Source organism: Frankia sp. BMG5.60, from assembly GCF_059428125.1.
This window is the reverse complement of sequence record NZ_CM182091.1, coordinates 5,141,808-5,165,552: the sequence shown is the minus strand read 5'-3', so window position 1 is coordinate 5,165,552 and position 23,745 is coordinate 5,141,808. Positions and strand designations below refer to the sequence as shown.

20 protein-coding genes are annotated in these 23,745 nt (G+C 73.0%); 11 read left to right on the top strand and 9 right to left on the bottom strand.

Features of this window, described 5'->3' with window-relative positions; genetic code table 11:
- Positions 1–42 precede the first annotated feature (42 nt).
- A complete protein-coding gene (locus AC5R91_RS21250; protein ID WP_495393083.1) occupies positions 43–582 on the bottom strand; it encodes an inorganic diphosphatase in 540 nt (179 codons plus the stop codon).
- Positions 583–1,313: 731 nt separating this feature from the next.
- On the opposite strand from AC5R91_RS21250, the gene dacB reads away from it, so the two are divergent.
- From dacB to folE, 5 genes are all read left to right on the top strand, one after another.
- Positions 1,314–2,735 (top strand): D-alanyl-D-alanine carboxypeptidase/D-alanyl-D-alanine endopeptidase, encoded by a 1,422-nt coding sequence (gene dacB, locus AC5R91_RS21245; RefSeq protein WP_495393082.1) that lies wholly within the window; start codon positions 1,314–1,316, stop codon positions 2,733–2,735.
- A gap of 142 nt (positions 2,736–2,877) precedes the next feature.
- A complete protein-coding gene (locus AC5R91_RS21240) occupies positions 2,878–3,990 on the top strand; it encodes a zinc-dependent metalloprotease (RefSeq protein WP_495398023.1) in 1,113 nt (370 codons plus the stop codon).
- Positions 3,991–4,042: 52 nt separating this feature from the next.
- The gene (gene hpt, locus AC5R91_RS21235; protein ID WP_495393081.1) at positions 4,043–5,878 is read left to right on the top strand and encodes a hypoxanthine phosphoribosyltransferase; all 1,836 of its coding nucleotides are present in this window, start codon (positions 4,043–4,045) and stop codon (positions 5,876–5,878) included.
- A gap of 217 nt (positions 5,879–6,095) precedes the next feature.
- Positions 6,096–8,327, top strand: coding sequence for an ATP-dependent zinc metalloprotease FtsH (gene ftsH / locus AC5R91_RS21230; RefSeq protein WP_495393080.1), 2,232 nt, complete (start codon positions 6,096–6,098; stop codon positions 8,325–8,327).
- Positions 8,324–9,085, top strand: a complete 762-nt coding sequence (gene folE, locus AC5R91_RS21225; protein WP_495393079.1) for a GTP cyclohydrolase I FolE — start codon at positions 8,324–8,326, stop codon at positions 9,083–9,085. Before ftsH ends, folE begins: the two co-directional genes overlap by 4 nt.
- Before the next feature lie 128 nt (positions 9,086–9,213).
- Here folE and hisG read toward each other — a convergent pair whose 3' ends face one another.
- Positions 9,214–10,062 carry an ATP phosphoribosyltransferase gene (gene hisG / locus AC5R91_RS21220; protein WP_495393078.1) on the bottom strand — a complete coding sequence of 283 codons (849 nt, stop codon included), beginning with the start codon at positions 10,060–10,062 and terminating at the stop codon, positions 9,214–9,216.
- Between the two features lie 40 nt (positions 10,063–10,102).
- A complete protein-coding gene (locus tag AC5R91_RS21215; protein WP_495393077.1) occupies positions 10,103–10,519 on the bottom strand; it encodes a phosphoribosyl-ATP diphosphatase in 417 nt (138 codons plus the stop codon).
- A 178-nt stretch (positions 10,520–10,697) separates the two neighbouring features.
- Here AC5R91_RS21215 and AC5R91_RS21210 point away from each other — a divergent pair, with 178 nt between their 5' ends.
- Positions 10,698–11,495 carry an HAD family hydrolase gene (locus tag AC5R91_RS21210; protein ID WP_495393076.1) on the top strand — a complete coding sequence of 266 codons (798 nt, stop codon included), beginning with the start codon at positions 10,698–10,700 and terminating at the stop codon, positions 11,493–11,495.
- Here AC5R91_RS21210 and AC5R91_RS21205 read toward each other — a convergent pair.
- Positions 11,461–12,522 (bottom strand): helix-turn-helix domain-containing protein, encoded by a 1,062-nt coding sequence (locus AC5R91_RS21205; RefSeq protein WP_495393075.1) that lies wholly within the window; start codon positions 12,520–12,522, stop codon positions 11,461–11,463. The two genes, AC5R91_RS21210 and AC5R91_RS21205, sit on opposite strands and share 35 nt — an antisense overlap.
- 53 nt (positions 12,523–12,575) lie before the next feature.
- Positions 12,576–12,728 (bottom strand): hypothetical protein, encoded by a 153-nt coding sequence (locus AC5R91_RS21200; protein ID WP_495393074.1) that lies wholly within the window; start codon positions 12,726–12,728, stop codon positions 12,576–12,578.
- An 842-nt stretch (positions 12,729–13,570) separates the two neighbouring features.
- Here AC5R91_RS21200 and AC5R91_RS21195 point away from each other — a divergent pair.
- From AC5R91_RS21195 to AC5R91_RS21185, 3 genes are all read left to right on the top strand, one after another.
- A complete protein-coding gene (locus tag AC5R91_RS21195; protein ID WP_495393073.1) occupies positions 13,571–14,203 on the top strand; it encodes a hypothetical protein in 633 nt (210 codons plus the stop codon).
- A gap of 117 nt (positions 14,204–14,320) precedes the next feature.
- Positions 14,321–15,892: a TldD/PmbA family protein gene (locus tag AC5R91_RS21190; RefSeq protein ID WP_495393072.1), complete on the top strand. Its 1,572-nt coding sequence runs from the start codon at positions 14,321–14,323 to the stop codon at positions 15,890–15,892.
- Positions 15,889–17,397 carry a metallopeptidase TldD-related protein gene (locus AC5R91_RS21185; RefSeq protein ID WP_495393071.1) on the top strand — a complete coding sequence of 503 codons (1,509 nt, stop codon included), beginning with the start codon at positions 15,889–15,891 and terminating at the stop codon, positions 17,395–17,397. Before AC5R91_RS21190 ends, AC5R91_RS21185 begins: the two co-directional genes overlap by 4 nt.
- A 30-nt stretch (positions 17,398–17,427) precedes the next feature.
- Here AC5R91_RS21185 and AC5R91_RS21180 read toward each other — a convergent pair whose 3' ends face one another.
- The 4 genes from AC5R91_RS21180 to AC5R91_RS21165 form a co-directional block, all read right to left on the bottom strand.
- A complete protein-coding gene (locus tag AC5R91_RS21180) occupies positions 17,428–17,991 on the bottom strand; it encodes a bacterial proteasome activator family protein (protein ID WP_495393070.1) in 564 nt (187 codons plus the stop codon).
- A gap of 119 nt (positions 17,992–18,110) precedes the next feature.
- The gene (locus tag AC5R91_RS21175; RefSeq protein ID WP_495393069.1) at positions 18,111–19,094 is read right to left on the bottom strand and encodes an NAD(P)H-quinone oxidoreductase; all 984 of its coding nucleotides are present in this window, start codon (positions 19,092–19,094) and stop codon (positions 18,111–18,113) included.
- Between the two features lie 90 nt (positions 19,095–19,184).
- Entirely contained in the window at positions 19,185–19,832 is a 648-nt protein-coding gene (locus AC5R91_RS21170; RefSeq protein WP_495393068.1) for a nitroreductase family protein, read from the bottom strand.
- Between the two features lie 40 nt (positions 19,833–19,872).
- A complete protein-coding gene (locus AC5R91_RS21165; protein ID WP_495393067.1) occupies positions 19,873–20,160 on the bottom strand; it encodes a hypothetical protein in 288 nt (95 codons plus the stop codon).
- 525 nt (positions 20,161–20,685) lie between these two features.
- Here AC5R91_RS21165 and AC5R91_RS21160 point away from each other — a divergent pair.
- Together AC5R91_RS21160 and AC5R91_RS21155 are read left to right on the top strand one after the other, a co-directional pair.
- Positions 20,686–21,942 carry a SigE family RNA polymerase sigma factor gene (locus AC5R91_RS21160; protein WP_495393066.1) on the top strand — a complete coding sequence of 419 codons (1,257 nt, stop codon included), beginning with the start codon at positions 20,686–20,688 and terminating at the stop codon, positions 21,940–21,942.
- Entirely contained in the window at positions 21,943–23,592 is a 1,650-nt protein-coding gene (locus AC5R91_RS21155; RefSeq protein ID WP_495393065.1) for a hypothetical protein, read from the top strand.
- Positions 23,593–23,745: the final 153 nt, after the last annotated feature.

Genomic DNA, 23,745 nt, shown 5'->3' with positions numbered 1-23,745 from the left:
GGCCCGCGCATGAAGAGGCGTCGCCGTCGCGCCGGTCGGCGATCACGCAGACCTGGGCTCGGCCTCCTGGTCGTGCCCGTCCACTCCGGCGCCCTCCGACTCGCGCAGCCGCTTGATGGAGGCGAGAATCTCCCGCTCCGCCTCCTTGCGGTCCACCCAGGAGGCGCCCTCGACCGACTTGCCGGGCTCCAGGTCCTTGTAGACCTCGAAGAAGTGCTGGATCTCCAGCCGGTCGAACTCCGGCAGATGCCGCAGATCCCGCAGGTGCTCCTGACGGACATCGGCGACCGGGACGCACAGGACCTTGTCGTCCGGGCCCTTCTCGTCGGTCATCTCGAACATGCCGATCGTCCGGCACCGCACCAGGCAGCCCGGGAACGTCGGCTCCTCCAGCAGGACCAGCGCATCCAGCGGATCCCCGTCCCGCCCGAGGGTGCCCTCGATGAACCCGTAGTCCGACGGGTAGTGGGTGGAGGTGAACAGCATCCGGTCCAGCCGGATGCGCCCGGTGTGGTGATCCATCTCGTACTTGTTGCGCTGACCCTTGGGGATCTCGATGGTCACATCGAACTCAAGGTCCACTCCGCTCCCTGTCTCCTTCATGCTCAGGCCGGCCCGGTCCGCGCCGGTCGGCCACCACGTGTGAACTGCTCGTCGGTCTCCGGCGGATGCCGGGGCTCGCATGCTCCGGCGGCTGCCGGGGCACCGCGGCCGGGTGCCGCGCGCCGCGGCCACGCGCCGGGACACCCGACGGACGCGGCGAGGTGTCGCGGACGACGACCGCCGCCCTCCCAGTGTCCCGGAAGCCACCTCCTGCCCGAGTCACCCGGTCGGCAACGCCACTGCCCGGGCGCCGTCGCCACCGCCACGGACCCGCGGACAGCGCCGCCGGGCCACGTCCACATCCAGGCCCGCCCACCCCGCGCCGCGGCGCCAAGCTGACACAGCCGCGGTACGGAAGATCAGGAAACGCGATCGGCGAGCGGGAGCCCGCCTTGCAGGCAGATGTTCCCCCACCGGCCGCCGCGACCCGCCGGGCGAGCGGAAAGCTCGCTGGACGGCGGCCCGACGGCCGGGCCCACCCGCTGGTCATCGGGACCGGCACGGGTCGGCGCACGGCTCGTGGCATACGGTGACACAGCGGCACGCCACGTGCCACCGAGGGCGTCCGCGCCCGGACCGCCGCGCATCCGTCCCTCGACAACCCACACCCCCGCCCACACCCCCGCGTGCCGGCACCTGCCGGGGGCCCGTGCCCGCCGGGGCGGGCGGCGCCGTCGGCGTGGCCCACCCGCCTTGCGTAGTGTCCGGGAGTGACATCAGCCGCGCCGGTCGCTCGGACAGGGGCGCTCACCGCCCTCGCCGGCGCCCTTCTCGCCGGCGCTCTGTCCGCCGGTCCCGCCGCCGACCGACCCGTACCGCCGGTCGCCGGGACGGCCCGGGCGGGGGCCGCGGTCCTCGCGGGTCTGGACCCGGCCGCGCCCACGCCTCAGCCCGCCTCGATCGCCGCCCGCCTTGCCGGACCACTCGGCGACCCCGTCCTCGCCGGGCCCGCCGCCTTCGTCGTCGACGCGCTGACCGGTCGCGTACTGCTGGACAACCGCGCCCGCACACCGGCCGTGCCGGCGTCGACGCTCAAGACGGCGGTCGCCACGGCGGCGCTCGTCACGTTCCCGGACACCCGGCTGCGCACGTCGGTGTTCTACAGCCCCCCGCCGGGCGCCGCCGGCCATGCGCCCGGCGGCACGCTGTGGCTCGTGGGGGGTGGCGACCCGACGCTGACCGCGTCGTCCGAGACCGGCGGCTACCCTGCCTTCGCCCGGCTCGCCGATCTCGTCGCCCAGGTCCGGGCGGCCGGCATCACCTCGGTGGCCCGGGTGGTCGGCGACGGGTCGTTGTTCGTCGGCCCAGACCGGGCGCCGGGATGGCGTGACAACTACGTGACCGACGGCGACGTCACGCCGGTCTCCGCGCTGGAACTCGACGCGGGTCGCTCCGCCCCGGGTGCCGAGGGCCCGCGCAACCCCGCCCCCGCGGTGGCGGCGACGGCGGCGTTCGCCGGGGCGCTGGCGGCCGCCGGGATCCCGGTCGGCGCGGTCGGCACCGGGATCGCCGAGGCGGGGGCGACCCGCGTCGCCGCGGTGGATAGCCCGCCGGTGCGGGTACTCGTCGAACGCATGCTCACCGAGTCGGACAACGACCTGGCGGAGAGCCTGGGCCGGCTGGTCGCCCGGCGGCGTGGCCTGCCGGCCTCGTTCGCCGGGGCCGCGAGGGCCGTGACCGACACGATCACCGAACTAGGTATCCCCACCGCGGGGATGGCCCTCAACGATGTCAGCGGCCTGTCCACCACCGATCTGATCGCGCCCGCCACCCTCGTGGCGCTGCTGCGAGCGGCGGTCCTGCCCACCCGACCCGCCCTGCGGACCGTGTTGACCGGGCTACCGGTGGCCGGTTTCTCCGGCACCCTGAACGACCGGTACGCCACCGCGGACACGGCGCCGGGCGCGGGTGACGTCCGGGCCAAGACCGGCACACTGCGCAACGTCAGCAGCCTCGCCGGCCAGCTCGTCGACGCCGACGGGCGGCTGCTGCTGTTCGCCTTCCTGTCCCCGGCGGAGGAGGGGGGCGGCACCAAGGCCGCGCTCGACCGGGTCGCCGCGGCGCTCGCCGGCTGCGGCTGCCCCGCGCCGGCACCGGTCGCACGCGCGGCGCCGACCGGACCGGCCCACTGAGCCGGCGGCGATCCCGGAGACGACCCGTCATGGTCCCGGCCGGCGCCGCGCCGCGGTGAGGGCGTCGGTGAGGGTGTCGGTGAGGGTGTCGGTGAGGGCGACGCGGGAGCAGAGCGCGGGCCGGCCCGGTACGCTCGGATTCGTGGACGCCGAGCTGGTCGACTGGGAACTCGCCGTGACGACGGCGAGAAGGCTGGTCCGCCCCGGCCCACAGATCACCCGGGAGCAGGCCGGCGAGGTCGTCGCCGAGCTCCGCCGCCTGGCGGTGGAGGCCGAGGGGCACGTGGAGGACTACACCCGCCTCGCCCCTGCCGGTGCCATCACCCCCATCAACGTGGTCGACCGGCCCGAATGGGTCCGTTCCAACGTCGCCGGCCTGCGGGTGCTCACCACCCCCCTGCTCAGCAAGCTGTCCGACCAGCAGCGCGGCACCTTCTCCACGGCCGTCGGCCGGCGGGTCACCGGCATCCAGCTCGGCACGGCGCTGGCCTACCTCGCCGGCAAGGTGCTGGGCCAGTACGAGGTGTTCCTGCCGCCCGAGGAGTACCTCGCCGGCCCCGACGGGTCGGCCACGCCGGACGCGGTCGGCCGGCTGAGCCTGGTCGCACCGAACATCGCCCACGCCGAGGCCACGATGGGCGTCGTGCCGCGTGACTTCCGGATGTGGGTCTGCCTGCACGAGCAGACCCATCGGACCCAGTTCACCGCCGTGCCGTGGCTGCGCTCCCACCTCGAGGCCGAGATCACCGCGTTCATCGAGGCCACCGATCTCGATCCGGACGTCCTCGCGGACCGGGTCCGCTCGGCGGTGGCCGCGGTGCGCGGGGCGGTGTTCGACCGCGGCGCCGACAGTCCGAGCGTCGTCGAGGCGCTGCAGACCCCGGCTCAGCGAGCGGTGCTCGACCGCCTCCAGGCGATCATGACGTTGCTGGAGGGCCACGCGGACCAGGTGATGGACGCCGTGGGACCCAGGGTGGTTCCCACCGTCGCCGACATCCGGTCGAAGTTCGAGGGCCGCCGCGACGGCGGCTCGCCGCTCGACCGGTTCATCCGCCGCCTGCTCGGGCTGGACCTCAAGCTCCAGCAGTACCGCCAGGGCGGCGCCTTCGTGCGGGCCGTCGTCGCCGAGGCCGGGGTCGGGGGCTTCAACACCGTCTGGGAGTCGCCGACGACGCTGCCGACCCGCGCGGAGCTGGCCGATCCCACCGCATGGATGCAACGCGTCCTGGGCAGTCGCCCGTCGATCTCGGCGTGACGGCCGTGGTCCGCGGGGCGCTCACCGGCGCAGCCGGCCACCGGCCCACGCGGTGACCCGATCCGCCACCGGCGGTGACCACAACGGAGAGGCGGCCGGGCCGGTGGGCGCGGCGGGCGGCCCACTCGACCAGACGGCGCGGACGACGCGGCCCGGTCGGGCGCCGGATCCCGCCGTGGCCGCGGTCCGGTTCGCGGTCCGCAACGCGGTCGCCGATCTCGACCCGGGCGAGCTGGTGCTGGTTGCCTGCTCCGGCGGCCCGGACTCGATGTCGCTCGCCGCGGCGCTCGCTTTCGTCGCCCCCCGCCGGGCCCTGCGGGCCGGTCTGCTGGTGGTCGATCACGGCTGGGATCCCGCCTCGGCCGAGCGCGCGCACGGCGTCGCCGAGCTCGGGGAGGCCCTCGGGCTGCGCCCCGTGGAGGTGCTCACCGCGCACGCGCCGCGCTCGGAGGGCGCCGCGCGCGATGCCCGCCGCGGCGCGCTGCTGGCCGCGGCGGCCCGATTGGGCGCCCGGGCCGTACTGGTCGGTCACACCCTGGACGACCAGGCCGAGACGGTGCTGCTACGGCTCGCGCGGGGCTCGGGGGCCCGCTCGCTCGGCGGGATGCGCCCGCGCGACGGCCTGTTGCGCCGCCCCCTGTTGGGCCTGCGCCGCGCGCAGACGCGGGCCGCCTGCCTCGCCGAACGGCTGTCGGTCTGGGACGATCCGACCAACCAGGACCCGGCGTTCGCCCGGGCGCGGGTGCGCCACCGGGTCCTGCCGCTGCTGGAGGCCGAGCTCGGGCCGGGCATCGCGGAGTCGCTGGCCCGCGGCGCCGAGTTGCTGCGGGCCGACGCCGACGCGCTGGACGCGACCGCCGCCGGCGCCTACGCCACGGCCGTCACCGCCCACGCCGGCCCGCCCGCGGGCCCGAGGACCGGTCCGATCCCCGCTGCGGGCCCGGGTTCGGTCGGCGGCGAGGTCGGCTTCGCGGTGGCGACGCTCGCCGCCTTTCCCGCCGCGATCCGCGGGCGGGTGTTGCGCCGGGCCGCCCTCGACGTCGGCGCCTCGGCGTCGGCGTTGCGCGCCGAGCATGTCTGGGCGGTGGAGGAACTGGTGACGCGGTGGCGCGGCCAGAAGCCCGTGCCACTGCCGGGCGGTGTCCTCGCCCGGCGCTGGGCGGACCGGATCACACTCACCGGACCGGTGGCTCCGCCGTGGCCACCCGCCGGACCCGCCGGCCGCGGGCCGGATCTCGCCGCAGCGGCGTACTTCGAGGAGGACGATCAGGTGAGCCAGGCCGCGACGACGACGCCCGATGCCGGCAGCCCCCACGAGGGCCCGCCGGCGGCCGCCACGCATCCCGACATCGACGAGGTTCTGGTCACCGCCGACGAGATCGCCGCGAAGATCGCGGAGCTCGCGGCCCGGGTCGACGCCGACTATGCCGGCCGGGAGATCCTCCTGGTGGGCGTGCTCAAGGGCGCCGTGATGGTGATGGCGGATCTCTCCCGGGCCCTCGCCGTGCCGCTGACCATGGAGTTCATGGCGGTGTCGTCCTACGGGTCGTCGACCTCCTCCTCCGGGGTGGTGCGCATTCTCAAGGACCTGGACCGCTCGATCGAGGGCCGCGACGTGCTCGTCGTCGAGGACATCATCGACTCCGGGTTGACCCTGTCGTGGCTGCTGAAGAACCTGCGCTCGCGCGGGCCCGCCTCGCTGGAGGTACTGGCCCTGTTCCGCAAACCGGAAGCGATCACGGTCGACGTCGACGTCCGGTACGTCGGGTTTGACATCCCCAGCGCCTTCGTCGTCGGGTACGGCCTTGATTACTCCGAGTACTACCGCACGCTCCCCTTCGTCGGCACCCTGACGCCCGCGGCGATCGAGCGCGGGGCCCCGGCCTGAGCCAGCCGGCGCGGCCGCGCGGCCTCGGCTCCGCGGGGTGCACCCCCGTGCGGCACCGGATCGTCCGGTCCGGAACAGTGCGGCCCGCCGGTCCGTTGGTCGGATGTACGCGCGGTGAGATGCGCGCACCGGCGGTACCCTCGGCACAAGGGAATCCCGATCGAGGGCAGTACACACGTCAGGAGGGTGGAGCGCTCGTGTCCGGCGCTCCAGACAGATGACTCCAAGAAGAATCTTCCGCGGCTGGGTGCCACTGCTGCTCCTGGTCCTGTTCGTGATCATTCTCACGACGGGTGTCCTCTCGGGTCCCAGTGAGTACGGCAAGCGAGACCTGAACTTCGTCCAGCAGCAGATCGACGAAGGCCAGGTGACGAAGGCCAAGATCGAGGACTCCAAGCAGCTCATCCAGATCCAGACGAAGGACGGCCGGAAGTTCGAGTCGTCCTATGTCACCGAACAGGGTGTCGTTCTGGCCAACGAGCTGCGGAACAAGCGCGTCGCCTACGACGTCTCCGTGGATCGCGGAAACATCCTGGTCTCCCTCCTGCTGAACCTGCTGCCCGTGCTGCTCGTGGTCCTGCTGCTGTTCTTCTTCATGAACCAGATGCAGGGCGGCGGCAACCGGGTCATGAACTTCGGCAAGTCCAAGGCCAAGCTGGTGAGCAAGGACACGCCGAAGACGACGTTCTCCGACGTGGCCGGCGCGGACGAGGCGATCGAGGAGCTCCAGGAGATCAAGGAGTTCCTGGAGAACCCGAGCAAGTTCCAGGCGATCGGCGCGAAGATCCCCAAGGGCGTCCTGCTCTACGGCCCGCCGGGCACCGGTAAGACCCTGCTGGCCCGGGCCGTCGCCGGCGAGGCCGGCGTGCCGTTCTACTCGATCTCGGGCTCCGACTTCGTCGAGATGTTCGTCGGTGTCGGCGCCAGCCGGGTCCGGGACCTGTTCGAGCAGGCCAAGGCGAACGCGCCGGCGATCATCTTCGTCGACGAGATCGACGCCGTCGGCCGCCACCGCGGGGCCGGGCTCGGCGGCGGGCACGACGAGCGCGAGCAGACCCTCAACCAGCTCCTCGTCGAGATGGACGGGTTCGACGTCAAGGGCGGCGTCATCCTCATCGCCGCGACGAACCGGCCCGACATCCTCGACCCGGCCCTGCTGCGGCCCGGCCGCTTCGACCGCCAGATCGTCGTCGACCGGCCGGACCTGCTCGGCCGCGAGGCCATCCTGCGGGTGCACGCCAAGGGCAAGCCGATCGGCCCGGATGCCGACATGATGGTCATCGCCCGGCGCACCCCCGGCTTCACCGGCGCGGACCTGGCCAACGTGCTGAACGAGGCCGCGCTGCTGGCGGCCCGGTCCAACCTGAAGTTCATCTCCTCGGCGCTGCTGGAGGAGTCGATCGACCGGGTGATGGCCGGCCCGGAGCGCAAGACCCGGGCGATGAGCGACAAGGAGAAGAAGCGCATCGCCTACCACGAGGGCGGGCATGCCCTCGTGGCGCACGCGCTCCCGAACTCGGACCCGGTGCACAAGATCACCATTCTGCCCCGGGGCCGCGCGCTCGGCTACACGATGCAGCTCCCGCTCGAGGACAAGTACCTGTCGACCCGCTCGGAGATGCTGGACCGGCTCGCCGTGCTCCTCGGCGGCCGCACCGCCGAGGAACTGGTGTTCCACGACCCCACCACGGGCGCCAGCGACGACATCGAGAAGGCGACGCAGATCTCCCGGGCGATGATCACCCAGTACGGGATGAGCGACAAGCTCGGCGCGATCAAGTTCGGCACCGAGAACAGCGAGGTCTTCCTCGGCAAGGAGGTCGGGCACCAGCGCGACTACTCCGAGGAGGTCGCCAGCGAGATCGACGTCGAGGTCCGCCGGCTCATCGAGGCCGCGCACGACGAGGCGTGGGAGATCCTGGTCACCTACCGCGACGTGCTCGACAACCTCGTGCTGCGCCTCATGGACACCGAGACGCTGAGCAAGGACGACGTCGGCGAGATCTTCGCGACCGTGCAGAAGCGACCGGTGCGCGGCATCTACACCGGCGTCGGTCGGCGCATCCCCTCCGACCGCCCGCCGGTGCAGACCCCGGCCGAGCTGGGGCTGGTCCCCACCGGCGTCGCCGACCTGGTGAAGGACCCCGGTCACGGCAACGGAGCAACCGGTCGCGGCAACGGTGCCCCGAGTGCACCCGGGGCGGATCAGGCCGGACACGGTAACCCGGTCGGTCCCAGCGGAAACGGGAATGGCGGCCCGGGTGGGCACGGTTACCCCCAGGGACAGGGCTATCCGCAGGGTCAGGGCTACCCACAGGGGCCGGGTTATCCGCAGGGGCCGGGTTCACCGGCTCCGACCGGCGGCGAGGGTCCGCCCGAGGGGCCGCGCATCGCCAACCCGTGGGCTCCGCCGAGCTGGCCGAACGACGACGACAGGAGACGCCGTTGACGTCCGATTCCCCCGAGGTGTTCACGGCTGAGCGGGTGAGCTCCGGCGTGTCGCCAGAGGTGAACGCCACCGGATCGGATGGCTTCGGCGTTCCCGACCCCAGCGCCCTCGGCACCAGCGCGACCACCGCCACGGCAGCTCCCCCGACCTCGCCGGTCCGGGATCGGCGCAGACCGCAGCAGGTGCGTCCGTTCGACCATGACCGGGTGGCGCGCGCCGTGCGCGAGCTGCTCATCGGGATCGGTGAGGACCCGGACCGGGAGGGCCTGCGCAAGACGCCGGACCGGGTCGCCCGGGCCTACCGGGAAGCGGTGGAGGGCCTGGGGCGGGAACCGTCCGAGGTGCTGACCACCGTCTTCGACGAGGGCCACGACGAGATGGTCCTGGTGCGCGACATCGATTTCTCGTCGCTGTGCGAGCACCACCTGGTGGTGTTCTCCGGCCGGGCGCACGTCGCGTACATCCCGAACAACCGAGGTCAGATCACCGGCCTGTCCAAGCTGGCGCGCCTGGTGGACCTCTACGCCCGCCGGCCGCAGGTGCAGGAGCGGCTGACGTCCCAGGTCGCCGACGCCCTCGTCGACGTCCTGGAACCGCGCGGCGTGATGGTCGTCGTCGAGGCGGAGCACCTGTGCATGTCGATGCGAGGGGTGCGCAAGCCGGGGGCCACGACGGTGACCTCGGCGGTGCGCGGCCAGTTCCTCAGCACGGCGACCCGCAGCGAGGGCATGTCGCTGATCCTCGGCAGCCGGCGCTGATCCAGCGGTCACCCCGGCCGGTCACCCGAATTCAGGCCCGGGCCACCGAGTGACCTCCCCCGGCGGCCCGGCCGCCGGGGCCGGGCGGGCCCGGGAGCGGACGAGCCGCGGCGCGGCGTCGGTGAGCGTTACAGCCGGCAGGCCTGGATGCCGGAGACCAGGATCCCGCGGGCGCCCAGATCCCACAGGTCGTCCATCGTCCGGTTGACCTCCGCGCGGGGCACCATCGCCCGCACGGCGACCCAGTCCTCGCGCTGCAGCGGAGAGATCGTCGGCGATTCGTAGCCGGGCGTGATGTCACACGCCTTCTCCAGCACCGCGCTCGGCACGTCGTAGTCCATCATCACGTACCGCCGAGCGACGAGGACGCCCTGCACGCGGCGCAGCAGCCGCTCGTGCGCCGTGGACAGCTCCGCCCCCCGCTTGGCGATGATGATCGCTTCGGACCGCAGGACCGGCTCGCCGAGCAGCTCCAGCCCGGCGGCCCGCAGCGTGCGGCCGGTCTCGACCACGTCGGCTACCGCGTCCGCGACCCCGAGCCGCACCGCCGTCTCCACCGCGCCGTCGAGGGTCACGATGCTCGCCGGGGTGACACCGCGGCCGGCCAGATCCGCCCGCACCAACGCCGGGAACGACGTGGCGATCCGCCGGCCCTGCAGCTCCGCCACGTCCGCGAGCGCGCCCTCCGGGGCGGCGTAGCGAAAGGTGGCGTGCGCGTAGCCGAGCGGAAGCAGCTCCGCCGCGGCGGCGTTGCTGTCGAGGAGCAGGTCGCGACCGGTGATGCCGAGATCGAGGCGGCCCGAACCGACGTACACGGCGATGTCGCGCGGGCGCAGAAAGAAGAACTCGATGTCGTTCTCGACATCGGTGATCACCAGCTCCGCGGCCTCGCGCCGGGCGTTGTAGCCTGCGTCGGCGAGCAACTGGCTGGAGGCCGCGGACAGCGACCCCTTGTTAGGAACCGCAATACGAAGCATCGTCACTACTCAGCGTCTACGGGAAAGGACAGGGGCGTGATCACAGGTGGGAGTATACGTCGTCCAGGGAAAGACCCAGGGAAATCATGAGGAGCTGACTCCAGTACAGCAACTGGGAGATCTCCTCGGCCGCCCTCTCGCGACCTTCGTACTCGGCCGCCATCCATGCCTCGGCGGCCTCCTCGACGAGTTTCTTACCGAGATGATGAACGCCCTTGTCGAGTGCGGCGACCGTACCGGAGCCGGGCGCCCGACGCTGCCATTTGTCGGCGACCTCGGCGAAGAGTTCGTCGAATGTCTTTCCGCTGGCTGTATTCGCGCCGACGGCGGTGGGCATGCTGCCGATCGCCGCGTCGGGATCGCCGGCGGCCCCGACGGGACGGTGCGGATCGCCGTCCGCACCGGGTCGGGAGAGACGCCCGGACGGCGGCGACCCGGGCCGATCGGCAGGAACCATGTTCGGCATGCTACCTGTCACCGGGCCGTCGGCCGCCCCGCCGAACCTCGCCACCGCTCGCGGACACCGACGACCACGGTCGCATGTGGGCGGAGCACGTCGGCGCCGCCCCCCGGCCAGGCACGATGCTGGCGGATTGCGCCGACTGCGCGGCGCGTTGCTGGTTGACTGGGTCACTGTGTTCCCGCCTGCCCTCATCGCCACGGATCTGGACGGGACGTTGATCCGCAGCGACGGCACCGTCTCGGCACGCACCCGCGCGGCCCTGCGGCGGGTGGAGCGGTCCGGCGCGACCGTCGTGTTCGTCACCGGGCGGCCGAGCCGGGTGATGGCGGGCGTCGTGGCGCAGACGTCGGCCTCCGGCCTCGCCATCTGCGCGAACGGAGCGCTCGTGTTCGACCTGGATTCCGGCGTTCCGGTCAGCCACCGGTTTCTCGAGCAGGCCACGGCGCTGCGGTTGGCCCGCGCCATCCGCGCCGCGGTGCCGGACGCCGTGTTCGCCGTGGAGAGCGGCGTCCGGTTCGGCCGGGAACCGGCCTTCGAGACGATGTGGCCGGACCCCGAGGAGCTGGTCGCGGCGTTCCCCGAGCTGCTGCTGGCCCTGCCGGCGACGAAGCTGCTGGTTCGGCGGGGTGGTCAGCCGTTCACCGAGGTGTACGACGTGATCGTCGAGCTCGCCGGAACGGACGCCGTCGTCACGACGTCGAGCGTGGACCTGGTGGAGATCGCCGGGCCGGGGGTGTCCAAGGCCGTGGCGCTGGCGGAGCTCGCCGCCGAGCGCGGGATGACCGCCCGCGACGTCATCGCCTTCGGTGACATGCCGAACGACCTGCCGATGTTCGCCTGGGCCGGGTACTCGGTCGCCGTCGCCAACGCCCATCCGGACGTCCTCGCCGCCGCCGACGAGATCACCGCCTCGAACGACGAGGACGGGGTCGCGATCATCCTGGAGCGGCTGTTTCCGGCGGTGGGTTGAGTTCCCCGCCCAGGGTGGGCTCGGCCGGCGCGGCGGCGGTGCTCGCGGCGGAGGCGCTCGCGGCGGAGGGGTCGATCGCGGTGCCCGCGGTGTCGGCGGCGGGGCGGCGGGGCGCGAGGAGTTCGGCGTAGCTGCGCGTGTACCCCGCGAGAATCTCGTCGAGGTCGGGCGCGGTCAGCGCCGCATACTCCTCGAAGATCTTCGTGTAGATCCGTACCTGGTCCGGATGGCTGAATCCGGTGGCTTCCAGCGTCTCGACCACGACCAGGCTGTCATCCAGAATCGTGAATCCCTGCACGTGCGGATACTCCAGCTCGGCCGAGCTCGGCACGATCCGTACCGTGACGTTGTCCAGCTCCGCCACCGCGGCAATCCGCTTGATCTGTGCGATCATGTACTCCGGCGGCGCGAAACGGTTACCGAGGACCGACTCCATCAGGATGAACTCGAACCGCCGGGTCACGTCGTAGAGCAGATTCTGCCGTCTGATCCGCAGGCTGACCTTCTCCGCGGTCCGCTGGTACCACGCGCCCTCGTCGCCGCCGATGGTGATGCGGTGATAGCCGTTCACAACCCGGCGGGCGTATTCGCTGATCTGAATCAGCCCGGGCAGCAGGATCGGCTCGAACTCACGGATGAGGGTTGCCTCCCGCTCGGCGTCGAGGATCTCCTCCTGGTCGAGGCTGACGCCCTGCCGCCGGGTCTCCCCTCCCGCGGCGGTGCCGCGCCGGCGCGGGGCGCGGCGGGCGGCGGTCGACTGCAGGCGCTCCGCGAGGTCCACGAGATGGCGGACGAGGTCCGGCGGGGCCTGCAGGGTCCGGGCGATCCGCTCGACGTCGGCGGGGCTGGGCCGGAGCAGGCCATTCTCGATCTTGGAAATCGTGCTCTGGCTGATGCCGACGGACGAGGCGAGCGCCTGGCCGGTCATCGCGCGGGAGTGGCGTAGCTGCGCGAGCTCGACCCCGAGGCGGGCCGGCGGCGTGCCGTCGGACGCGGTCGCCGCCGGGGGCGCATCCTCGCCCTCCATGCCCACCTCCGAGGTCGGTCCGTCCCCGCCGGCCACCGCATGCGCCCCGACGGCTACGCCTGCACCGGCAGCCCGCGCGCGGCCGCCAGGAACACGCTGCGGGGGATGCGCACCAACGCCTCGCCGGGGGGCACCTCGCCCGTCGGGATCCGCTGGTCCGCCACCGCGTATCCCTGGACGAAGATGTCCTGATCCTCATCGTTCACATACACCGTGGGACAGTTCGCGCTGGCACACGACGCACTGGCCACCGGGACGAGCCGCATCGCTCCTACCTCTCTGCACCACTGCGCTTCATCCTAGGGATCACCCCCGAGTCAGGACATAGCGCAGTAATAACGATCAGATCTACGGCGGCGACGCGAATATTCTGACCGCTTGCGGCATTCCGTCACTCAAGTGTGACGAGCTGACGCCGAAGTCCTTAACCGAACGTCACCGCCACTCGGCAAATCTCATCTTCCAGCAGGCGCTGCCGCCACCTCAAGCAATTCCATCACTACAGAGAGTCGCAGAACGTGGCGACACAACGCTGCGCTGGACCACCGCAAATACTACCGAAACGCGTGAACTAGCAGCTCCTTCGGGCTACCCGTTCGCGGGAAGCAAGAACGGAACGTGAGGGTGAGGACGGCGACAGCCCTCACCCGTCGACTACAGTGGGTAGCACCGCGAATATTTTGAGACTCCGCCGGGGAAGTCGGCTCCGGACCCGGACCGGATCGAGTCCCGCCCACCGACGCCAGGTGACGAGGTCGGACCCCGGGGTTGCCCCACGACGGTCCTGCAGCCGCGGGTACGCCCCTTCGAACCACCGCAGGGAGGGGCCCACGCCCCTCGCCCCGGCGCCCTCCGGCGGACCCGGATACAGGGTCCCCTGCCCGGACGCGCGCGAGCCGCAACGATTCTGGCTCGATCATGAATATTCAAAAATTCCCTTGAGATTCGGATCACCGTGCCGGATGATTCGGACTGGAGCGCCCCGCCGGCCGATGGTCCCGCGGCCCCGGGTCCTCCCCCGGTGGCCTCCGACAGGAGGGAAGGCCGCATGTGCATCCCCAGCCGGCCCTGTGCGGCTCTCCTCGCCGCCCCGCGATCCTGGCCGCTGTTGCTGGGCTGGACGATGGTCGCGATCCTGATGGTGGTCGTAAGGGTGCTCGCCCACGCCCGGCACGGTCGTCGCGGCCGGGCTCGCGCCCCGGGGGCGGCCGGGACGCCGCGCACTCGGCCGGTTCCGCCGCCCGCGCGGTCCGGTGCCGGCGTCCATCGCTTCGACCCGGCCGCATTCGAGCCCCTCGCTGACCGGATGTCCTGCCTGCTGCGTGTCTTCCTCGCCGCCGCCGTCCCCAGGCCGGACCGACCCGCCCGACTCGACCTGCGCGCCCCCGCGACGACCTGGTTCGTCGACGCCTTCACCGCCGCCTCGGACCTGCTCGTCGGCATGAGCCAGGCCGATCGCCCCGAGACCCTGGCCGCCGCCGTTCGGGAGGCCGAACGGCGGTGGGAACTGATCGACGCGTGGAGCCGCGAGCCGGCAGAGCCCACGGGCGGTCCGCCGACACCGACGCCGCCGACGCCGCCGACGCCGCCGACACCGTTGACACCGCCCGGGCCAGCCGGGCCGGCCGGATCCGGCCGCCCCCGTCCGGACGATCCGGACTCCGCCGATCACCTGCGGTAACCAAGGCGAGATCGCCGGGCCGCCCTCGGCCACGCGGTGTCGACGGTGGGCGCCGCCAGGACACCACCCACCCGGGTCGGCGCCTCATCGGTCGCCCGCGCGGGCCAGGATAGGGACATGGCGACACCCGTCCATCAGGACCCGGCCGCATCCGGCCTGCCGGCGCACGAGATCGACGCGGAGTTCCTCGCGCTGCCGCGTTCCACGCTCGCGGACGCGGCCCTGCAGACCGCACGCGATCTCGGCGCGACTCACGCCGACATCCGCATCGAACGGCTGCGGGACTCCTCGCTGTCCTTCCGCGACGCCGCCCTGGAGAGCCGGCACGAGGGCGCCATGCTGGGCCTCGCCGTGCGGGTCGTGCACGGCGGGACCTGGGGTTTCGCGGCCGGCGTCGACCTCACCCCGGACGAGGCGGTCCGGCTGGCCCGCGAGGCCGTCGAGATGGCGCAGGTGGCGGCTCCGCTGAACTCCGAGCCCGTCGAGCTCGCCCCGGAACCGACGCACTCCGACGCGGTCTGGGTGTCGGCGTATGCCGCCGACCCCTTCGCCATCGACGCGCGGGAGCGCATCGAGCGGGTCGGGGGGCTGTGCCGCGCCCTGTTCGCGGCGAACGACGTCGACCACGTCGAGGGCCGGTTCGGCGCCGTGATGGAGAACAAGTACTACGCGGATCTGGCCGGCACCTCGACGACGCAGCAGCGGGTGCGGGTGCTCTGCCAGATCGAGGCGACGCGCGTCGACCCGGGCGGCGGCTTCGAGACCATGCGCACCATCGCCCCGCCCGTCGGCCGCGGCTGGGAGTGGATGGTCGCGGGGCCCGCGGCGGGCTGCTGGGACTGGGACGGCGAGATCGCCCTCATCCCCGGGCTGCTGGCGGAGAAGGCCAAGGCGTCCTCGGTCGAACCCGGCCCGTACGACCTGGTGATCGACCCGTCGAACCTGTGGCTGACGATCCACGAGTCCGTCGGCCACGCCACCGAGCTCGACCGGGCGCTGGGCTACGAGGCGGCCTACGCCGGCACGTCGTTCGCCACCCTGGACCAGCTCGGCACCCTGCGTTATGGCTCACCGGCGATGACGATCACCGGGGACCGCACGGCCCTGCACGGGCTGGCCACCATCGGCTACGACGACGAGGGCGTGCAGACCCGCCGGTTCGACATCGTGCGCGACGGCGCCCTCGTCGGCTACCAGCTCGACCGGGCGATGGCGGCGCGCAACGCGAGCGTGCTCGGGGTGGAGCGCTCCAACGGCTGCGCCTTCGCCGACTCCCCCGGCCACGTGCCGATCCAGCGGATGGCGAACGTGTCCCTGCTGCCGGCGCCCGGCGGCCCCTCGACCGAGGAGCTGATCGGCCGGGTCGACCGCGGGATCTACATCGTCGGCGACAAGAGCTGGTCGATCGACATGCAGCGGTACAACTTCCAGTTCACCGGGCAGCGGTTCTACGAGATCTGTTCCGGGCGCATCGTCGGCCAGCTCCGCGACGTCGCCTACCAGGCGACGACGACGGACTTCTGGGGTTCGCTGGAGGCCGTGGGCGGCCCACAGACGTACCTGCTCGGCGGCGCGTTCAACTGCGGCAAGGGGCAGCCCGGCCAGGTCGCGGCGGTCAGCCACGGCAGCCCGGCCGCGCTGTTCCGCGGCGTCAACGTCCTCAACACGCGGCGGGAGGCCGGCCGATGAGCCAGGTGACCGGAGCGGACACCACCCGGGCCGACCGGGCGGGCACGGTGCCCGCGGCGGCCCACGAGATCGTCGAGCGCGCCCTCGCGCTGTCCCGCGCGGACGGCTGCGTGGTGATCGCCACCGAGTCCAGCTCGGTGAACCTGCGCTGGGCCACCAACACCCTGACCACGAACGGGGCGAGCCGGGACCGGTCGATCACCGTCGTCAGCGTCGTCGGCCGCTCGTTCGGGGTGCGCACCGCCTCCACCATCGAGGCCCCGGCCGGACGGGGCGCACGGCCTGGAGACCTGCCGCATCCCACCGATGCCGACGCCCTCGCCGAGCTCGTCCGCGCCGCCGAGGACGCCGCCCGCGAGGCGCAGGACGCCGAGGACTACGCCGACCTGCTCGGGCCCGCCACCGCCGGGCTGGCCGGGAGCGGCGGGCTGGTTGCGGGCAGTGACGCCTTCACCGACCCGGCGGCCCGCACCGGCACGGGGGTGTTCGCCGCCTTCGCTCGCGACCTCGCCGAGGCGTTCGGGGCCGCGCGGGCGCAGGGCCGGCGGCTGTTCGGCTTCGCCCAGCACGACGTGACGACCACCTGGCTGGGCACGTCCACCGGCCTGCGGCTGCGCCACAGCCAGCCGACGGGCAGCGTCGAGTGGAACGCCAAGAGTGGCGTGCCCGGCGGCTCGGTGTGGCACGGGCAGTCCACCCACGACTTCAGCGACGTGGACGTGGCCGCGACGGACGCGGCGCTGCGCTCGCGGCTGGCCTGGTGCGAGCGCTCGGTGGAGCTGCCCGCGGGCCGCTACGAGACGCTGCTGCCGCCATCCGCGGTCGCCGACCTGATGATCTACCTGTACTGGTCGGCCGCCGGGCGGGACGCCGCCGAGGGCCGCACGGTGTTCAGCCGGCCGGGCGGCGGGACCCGGATCGGCGAGGCGATCGGGCCGGCGGGGCTGCGGCTGTTCAGCGACCCCGTGGACCCGGAGCTGGCGACGACCCCGTTCGTCACCGCCGGGTCGTCGTCGTCGATGTCGAGCGTGTTCGACAACGGGCTGACCCTCGGCGCCACCGACTGGATCCGGGACGGCGCGCTCGCCGCTCTCGTGCAGACCCGCGCCTCGGCCCGCGCCACGCAGAGCGCCGTCACCCCGATGATCGAGAACCTGACCCTGGACGCGGGGGGCTCCGCGTCGCTCGACGAGATGATCGCCTCGACCCGCCGCGGCCTGCTGCTGACCAGCCTGTGGTACATCCGCGACGTCGATCCGGAGGTCCTGCTGCTGACCGGCCTCACCCGCGACGGCGTCTACCTGGTCGAGAACGGCGAGGTCACCGGGGCGGTGAACAACTTCCGGTTCAACGAGTCGCCCGTGGACCTGCTGGGCCGCACGGCGCAGATCGGCGCGGCCACCCGCACCATGGCCCGCGAGTGGGCGGACTGGTTCACGCTCACCCGGATGCCACCGATGCGGGTGCCGGACTTCAACATGAGCTCGGTCAGCCCGGCGAACTGACCGCCGAACCGCCCGCGGGCGCCGACGCCGTCACAGGTAGGCGCCGCGCCCGAACGTCTCACCGCCGGGCTGCTGCTGCTGCCCACTCGGCAGCGCCCGGCGGCGCATCTCCTCGAGCTGGGCCCGGGCCGCCATCTGCTGGGCGAACAGCGCCGTCTGCAGGCCGTGGAACAGGCCTTCCAGCCAGCCGACGAGCTGCGCCTGGGCGATCCTGAGCTCGCCGTCCGACGGGGTGTGGCCCTCGTCGAAGGGCAGCGACAGCCGCTCCAGCTCGGCCCGCAGCTCCGGGGCCAGCCCGTCGGAGAGCTCGCGGATCGAACTGCGGTGGATCTCCCGCAGCCGGACGCGACTGGCGTCGTCCAGCGGCGCGGCGCGCACCTCCTCCAACAACTGCTTGATCATCGTGCCGATGCGCATCACCTTGTCGGGCTGGGAGACCAGCTCGGCCACGGGGTTGCCGCCGGCCGGCTCCCCCTCCTGTTCGTCGGCCGGGGTCACCGACCTGGCCGGCCGGCCGAGCACCGTCTGCGGGCCGTCGTGCAGGGCTCCATCGGGCCCGACAATCACGACGCGGGGTTCCGGTTGATCCGTCATGACCCCTATCCTGCCCCGTGCGGGCGCACCACACGGCGCCGATGCCACGTCGGCCGCCCGGCCGTGACCCGACCGTGACCCGACCACGAGCAGCGACAGCCGGTTACGGCCCGCCACCATCAGTGCGGAATGGTGAGGATCACCTTGCCGACATGCCCGAGATCGGCCACGTGCCGGTGCGCCGCCACCACCTCGGTGATCGGGAGCACCCGGTCGATCACCGGTCTGATCGCGCCGCGTTCGACCGCCGGCCAGAACTCGGCGCGGACCCCGGCGATGATCTCGGCCTTCTCCGCCGCCGGCCGGGCACGTAGCGACGCGGCATGCACCGCCGCCCGCTTGGTGAGCAGAGCCCCGAGATTGAGCTCGCCCTTCACCCCGCCCTGCAGGCCGATGACGACGAGCCGCCCGCCGACGGCGAGCAGCGACACGTTGCGCGGCAGGTAGGCCGCGCCCATGTTGTCGAGGATGACATCCGCCCCGTGGCCCTCGGTGGCCTTGCGGATCACCTCGACGAAGTCTTCGTCCCGGTAGGACACGGCCACGTCCGCGCCGAGCTCCCGGACCCGGGCCAGCTTCGCCGCGGAGCCGGCGGTGGTGGCGATGACCGCCTCCGGCCGCAGCGCGCGGACCGCCTGGATCGCGAACGTGCCGATCCCCGACGCACCGCCGTGCACGCAGAAGACCTCGCGGTCGCGCAGGTCGGCGATGCCGAACACGGTCGAGTAGACGGTGGCCGCGACCTCGGGCAGGCCGGCGGCCTCGACCAGGTCGACGCCCGCCGGGATCGGCAGGAGCTGGCCGGCCGGCACGTTCACCCTGCTCGCGTACCCGCCGCCGCCGAGCAGGGCACACACCTCGGCACCGACCTCGAACCCGGACACCTCGGGCCCCACCGCGACGACCCGGCCGGAGCACTCCATCCCGATGATCTCGGAATCGCCGGGCGGCGGCGGGTAGAGACCCTGCCGTTGCAGCAGGTCCGCCCGGTTGACCGCCGTCGCGACCACGTCGAGGGCCACCTCGCCCGGCCCGGGGTCGGGCGGGTCGGCCACGCTGGACCAGGACATGACCTCGGGCCCGCCGGGGGCCGACACCGTCACCGCATGCACCCTCCACACGCTACGACGCCGCCGGCGCCCGGGAGCCCGCGGACCCCCGAGCCCGCGGACTCCGGGACGACGGTGAGGGCGCTACCAGCGGTCGTGGTGCAGAACGCTCGCCAGCGGCTCCCGTGCCGCCGGCCGGAAGTCCGTGCCTACGGTGTAGGCGACGGGCAGCAGCACGCCCTGGCTCACGTCCGACGGGATGCCGAGCAGCTTCGCCACCTCGTCTGCGTAGCGCAGGTGCAGCGACGTCCAGGCGCTACCGAGGCCGCGGGCCCGCAGGGCGAGCATGAAGCTCCACGCGGCCGGCAGCAGCGACCCCCAGAAGCCCGCCTGCAGCCCCGCCGGGATCTGCGTCGCGTCCCCCTCCAGGCAGCCGATGACGTGCACGGGGACCCGGTGCAGGTTCTCGGCGAGATACCGGGCGGAGTCGCTGACCCGCTGGTGGACGGCGAGCCGCTCGCCCTCGAGTGAGTCCTGTACCGGCCCGGAGCCGGCGTCGAGATAGGCGATCGCGGCGCGCTGGTAGTAGTCGGCGATGCCTGCACGCAGCTCCGGATCGGTCACCACGATCCAGTGCCAGCCCTGCCGGTTGGAACCGCTGGGCGCCTGCAGGGCGATCCGCAGGCACTCCTCGATGATCTCCGGTTCGACCGGGCGGTCGAGATCGAGCCGCCTGCGCACGCTGCGGGTCGTCGTCAGCACCTCGTCGGGGGTGAGGTCGAGCAGGGTCACGATGAGCTCCTTCGTGGCCGCATCCCGCGCAGGTCCCGGATCAGACCGGTTCGGGTTCGGGTTCGGGTGAGTCCGGCGCCGGCTCGGTGTACGGCGAGGGTTCGTGCGGCGCCGGCGGCAGATCCGGCGTATCGGGCAGCAGCGGGCCCGGGTCGTCCGGAATCGGGGCGTCCGGGTCGAGCGGCGGCGGCGTGTCCGGACGGTGGGGACGGACGCCGGCGGACACCACACTCGGGCACGCCGGGGTGGTCCACATCGCCATGGTCCACGGGACGGTCCCCGTCGGGATGGTCGACGTCGGGATGGTCGAGGTAAGCGGGCCGGACATAGGACCCGCCGTACCCGGTGGTCGGAGCCACGGAAACATCGTCCCAGCATCGCACGGCCAGCGATGCGCCCATCCGAAGCCTCGCGACCCACCCCGGACAGGCAGGCCAACCCCGCCAGATCTCCAAACGATCAACAAAAACATCGCATGAACAACGGACGCAATCCCGCGACACGCGCAATCGAACAACTAAAACAGCCGACCCACAACGGGCCTTCATTCGGGTGGCGTCTGGCCGTCGAAAAGGTTCGCCGACGGGCCTGTCCGACCCCGGACCCGGATGGCACGTAGGTCACAGCGGAGACGGCGGTCCGCACGAGGTGCGGCGCCCGTATCGCCGTATTAACGGTACAGGAACTGATCAGCACTCAAGTGCCACGACAGACAGCAGATCCAGTCGCTACCGTCATATGCGCATCACCCTGAACTCTTGGTTCTCTGCAACGAGTCACAGACGACCACAGCATCGACTGTCTGGCCGGCACCGGGGACGCGCCGGCCAGGACGGGCCCGGGGAGCGTGCCAGTGGAAGCGGTCGCGGCCGACGACGAGCACGAACATCCCCACAGACAGGCGGAGTTCCACGCGTTCTTCGAGAACCATCATCGCGCGCTGAGTCGCTTCGCGTACCTGTTGACCGGCGACCATGACGCGGCCGACGACCTCACCGCGGAGGCGCTCACCGCGGCCTGGTCGAGCTGGGACCGGGTCCGTTCGGCCGAGCTCCCGCTGGCCTACGTTCGGCGCATCGTCGCCAACCTGGCGGCGGACCGGGTCCGCAAGGTCGTGCGCGAGCGGCGCGGGCTGGCCGTGCTCGGGCAGCGCGCCGAGCGATCCGCCCCGGTGCCGGACGTGCCGGCGGTGGTCGACCTGCGCACCGCCCTGATGAGCCTGCCCGCGGGCAAGCGGGCCTGCGTGGTGCTCCGCTACGCCTTCGACCTGTCAGAAGGGGAGACGGCCCGCACGCTGGGCATCTCCGTCGGGACGGTGAAAAGCCAGACGGCCAAGGGAGTCGCCGAGCTCGAGCGAATCCTTAAGAGAGCCGAACCGCCGCCGACCGCGAGGACCCAGGAGGAGGTGACCCCCCGCATGGCCCCCGAGCACCCCGAAACGCCCCAGGGCGGCACGTCCCGGCCGGGCGCGTCCCGGGTGAACGGCGCGCGCTCCGGCTCGGGCGAGTCCCCCGGGGGGCGCGGCACCGGCCAGTCCGGCGAACCCGCCGGGCCCGACCGGTCCGCCTTCGCGCCGCCGCGCGGGACCGAGCCGACACCGGGGGCCGGCCTGACACCAGGGCTCGACCTGACACCAGGGGCCGCTCTGACACCGGGGGCCGGGCCGACACCAGGGGCCGGGCCGACACCAGGGCTCGACCTGACACCGGGGGCCGGGCCGACTCCCGGAGCCGGGCGGCACCCCGGCGGCGAGCCGTTCCCAGAGGCGGGTCGGCTGCCCGGTCCGGTTCCCCTGGGCCGGCGCGAACCACTGCGGCGCGAACCTGTCCCCTGGCGCGGATCCTCCTCCGCGCGCCAACAACTGACCCGGCACGAACGCATCCCCGGCCCCGAACGCATCCCCGGCCCCGGCCGCATCCCCGGCTCCGGACGCATGCCGCAGGCCGAACGCCTGCCCCCGGCCGAACAGGCGACCCGACTCGACGAACCGGGCTGGCTCGAGCGACCTGGCGGGGCAGGTTCGCCGACCTGGCCCGAGTCGCTGCCCTGGCCGCGACTGGCCTGGCCGGAACGACTGGCCTGGCCGGTGTGGCGGGTCGGCGAGGCGTAGATGACACCGAGCACGTCGGGGTTCCAGGAGCCCGACCATGAACCACCAGCCGCATCCGGCCGGATGAGCGGCACCGGCACGCCGTTCCACGAGGAGCTGCGCGGCATGCTGGGCGCCGAGATGGCCCGGCACCAGCCCGACTCCGACCGGATCCGGCGCCGGCTCGCGGCGGCCATCGGGCAGCCGCTGGGCGCGCCGTCCGTTCTCCCGCTGCGCCAGCCGGGGTCCGTCTCCCCCTTCACCACCCGGGCGGCCGCCAGCCCTCAGGACCGCCCGGAAGCCGCCGCGGGGCCGACGCCGGATCCTCACGCAGGCCCGCAGGGCGCCACGCCGATCGTCGTCGGCGCGGGCTTCACCGCCTACGACGATTCCGCTACCTACGGCGAAGCCGCCGCCTACGGCGAAGCCGCCGCCTACAGCGAAGCCCGCGCGGAATCCGGGCTGTACGCCGAGGCCGAGCCGTACGCGGACGCCGAGATGGCCGCGCCGGACGGCCTCGGCACGTTGATCGACCTGACCGGTCCGCTCGACCTCGGCGAGCCCGCCGAGGAGGGGGATCGCCTCGGCACGACGTCGCCCCTGCGGCTGGAGGCCCTCTACGGCACAGCGCACAGGCGCCCGTCCGCGGTGCTGCCGCGACGGGGCCGTCGTCCCCGGCGCACCCGGCCTGGAAGCGGTGGGCCGGGGCGGGCGGCCCGGCGCCGCACTCAGGCGCTCGTCGGCGCGGCCGTCACCGTGCTGAGCCTGGCCCTGATCGCGCTGGTTGCCCTGCTCGACCTGCCGGGCTCAGATTCGTCCGATCCCCCGACCACCACCGTGACGGCACGACCCCACCCGTCGGAGACACCGTGGGCGACCGCAGGCGCCACGCTGGCACCGTCCCGTCCACCCGCCGCGCAATCCCCCGCGTCCCCGCAGCCCTCGGCCGGCGTCCCGCGGGGACAGGCCAGTCCGGCGGGCAGCACGGCGGCCGCGGGAGCGGCCGAGCCGGCGGGCGCAGCGAGGCCGTCGAGCGGGGCGTCCACGCAGCCGTTGACGAGGGGCACCAGGCCCGATCCGGCCGCACCGGCCGGGGACGGCACCGGCGCGGCCGGCACGGGCCAGGCACCCACCACCGGCCTGGCGCCGTCCGCCACCGGCATCTACACCAGCTCTGTCGCGCCGTTCCCGGCCGGGTCGCGAGTCCAGATTCCCGGCGGCGAGGCCGCGGACTGGGCGCTGTTCGGTGAGGGGTGGGGCGGGGTGCAGAACCGGGCGGCGCTGCCGGTTCCGCTGCTCAGCGCCAGCGTGGTGGGCGTTCCGACGACATCGCCTTCGGGCTTCGACTGGAGCGGCGGGATGCCGACGGCCAGCGGCACCGATGACACCGACCGGCTGGCGGTCCAGGGCACGGCCGTGTTGTCGACCTTCGTCATGCAGGCCCGCACCCTGGATGTCTACCTCGGGTCGTCGTCGGGACGGGTCGAGATCACCGTGTCCTCGCTGCGGGACAGGCGCACCTTCACCGTCACGCTGCCCTCGACGTTGGTCGACGGTTCGGCGGACGCCCGGGTGAGCGTGTCGCTGCCGGCGAACATCGGGGCCGCCACCGTGTCGATCTCCAGCGGAGGCTCCGCCGGGTGGACGCTCGCGGCCGCTGTGCTGCGGTGACGAAGGGGCGCTGCGGTGACGAAGCGGTGCTGCGGTGACGAAGGGGCGCTGCGGTGACGAAGCGGTGCTGCGGTGACGAAGCGGTGCTGCGGTGACGAAGCGGTGCTGGTGCGATGACGGCCGTTCGACCATCCGAGCCGCATTTTTCGACCG

Excerpts from the sequence above, each read along its gene's own strand:
- AC5R91_RS21205 (WP_495393075.1), bottom strand. The coding sequence starts at position 12,522 with ATGGAGGGCGAGGATGCGCCCCCGGCGGCGACCGCGTCCGACGGCACG.
- AC5R91_RS21185 (WP_495393071.1), top strand. The coding sequence starts at position 15,889 with ATGAGCCAGGTGACCGGAGCGGACACCACCCGGGCCGACCGGGCGGGC.
- AC5R91_RS21215 (WP_495393077.1), bottom strand. The coding sequence starts at position 10,519 with ATGGTTCCTGCCGATCGGCCCGGGTCGCCGCCGTCCGGGCGTCTCTCC.
- hisG (WP_495393078.1), bottom strand. The coding sequence starts at position 10,062 with ATGCTTCGTATTGCGGTTCCTAACAAGGGGTCGCTGTCCGCGGCCTCC.
- AC5R91_RS21180 (WP_495393070.1), bottom strand. The coding sequence starts at position 17,991 with ATGACGGATCAACCGGAACCCCGCGTCGTGATTGTCGGGCCCGATGGA.
- AC5R91_RS21190 (WP_495393072.1), top strand. The coding sequence starts at position 14,321 with ATGGCGACACCCGTCCATCAGGACCCGGCCGCATCCGGCCTGCCGGCG.
- AC5R91_RS21165 (WP_495393067.1), bottom strand. The coding sequence starts at position 20,160 with ATGTCCGGCCCGCTTACCTCGACCATCCCGACGTCGACCATCCCGACG.
- ftsH (WP_495393080.1), top strand. The coding sequence starts at position 6,096 with ATGACTCCAAGAAGAATCTTCCGCGGCTGGGTGCCACTGCTGCTCCTG.
- AC5R91_RS21195 (WP_495393073.1), top strand. The coding sequence starts at position 13,571 with ATGTGCATCCCCAGCCGGCCCTGTGCGGCTCTCCTCGCCGCCCCGCGA.
- AC5R91_RS21155 (WP_495393065.1), top strand. The coding sequence starts at position 21,943 with ATGACACCGAGCACGTCGGGGTTCCAGGAGCCCGACCATGAACCACCA.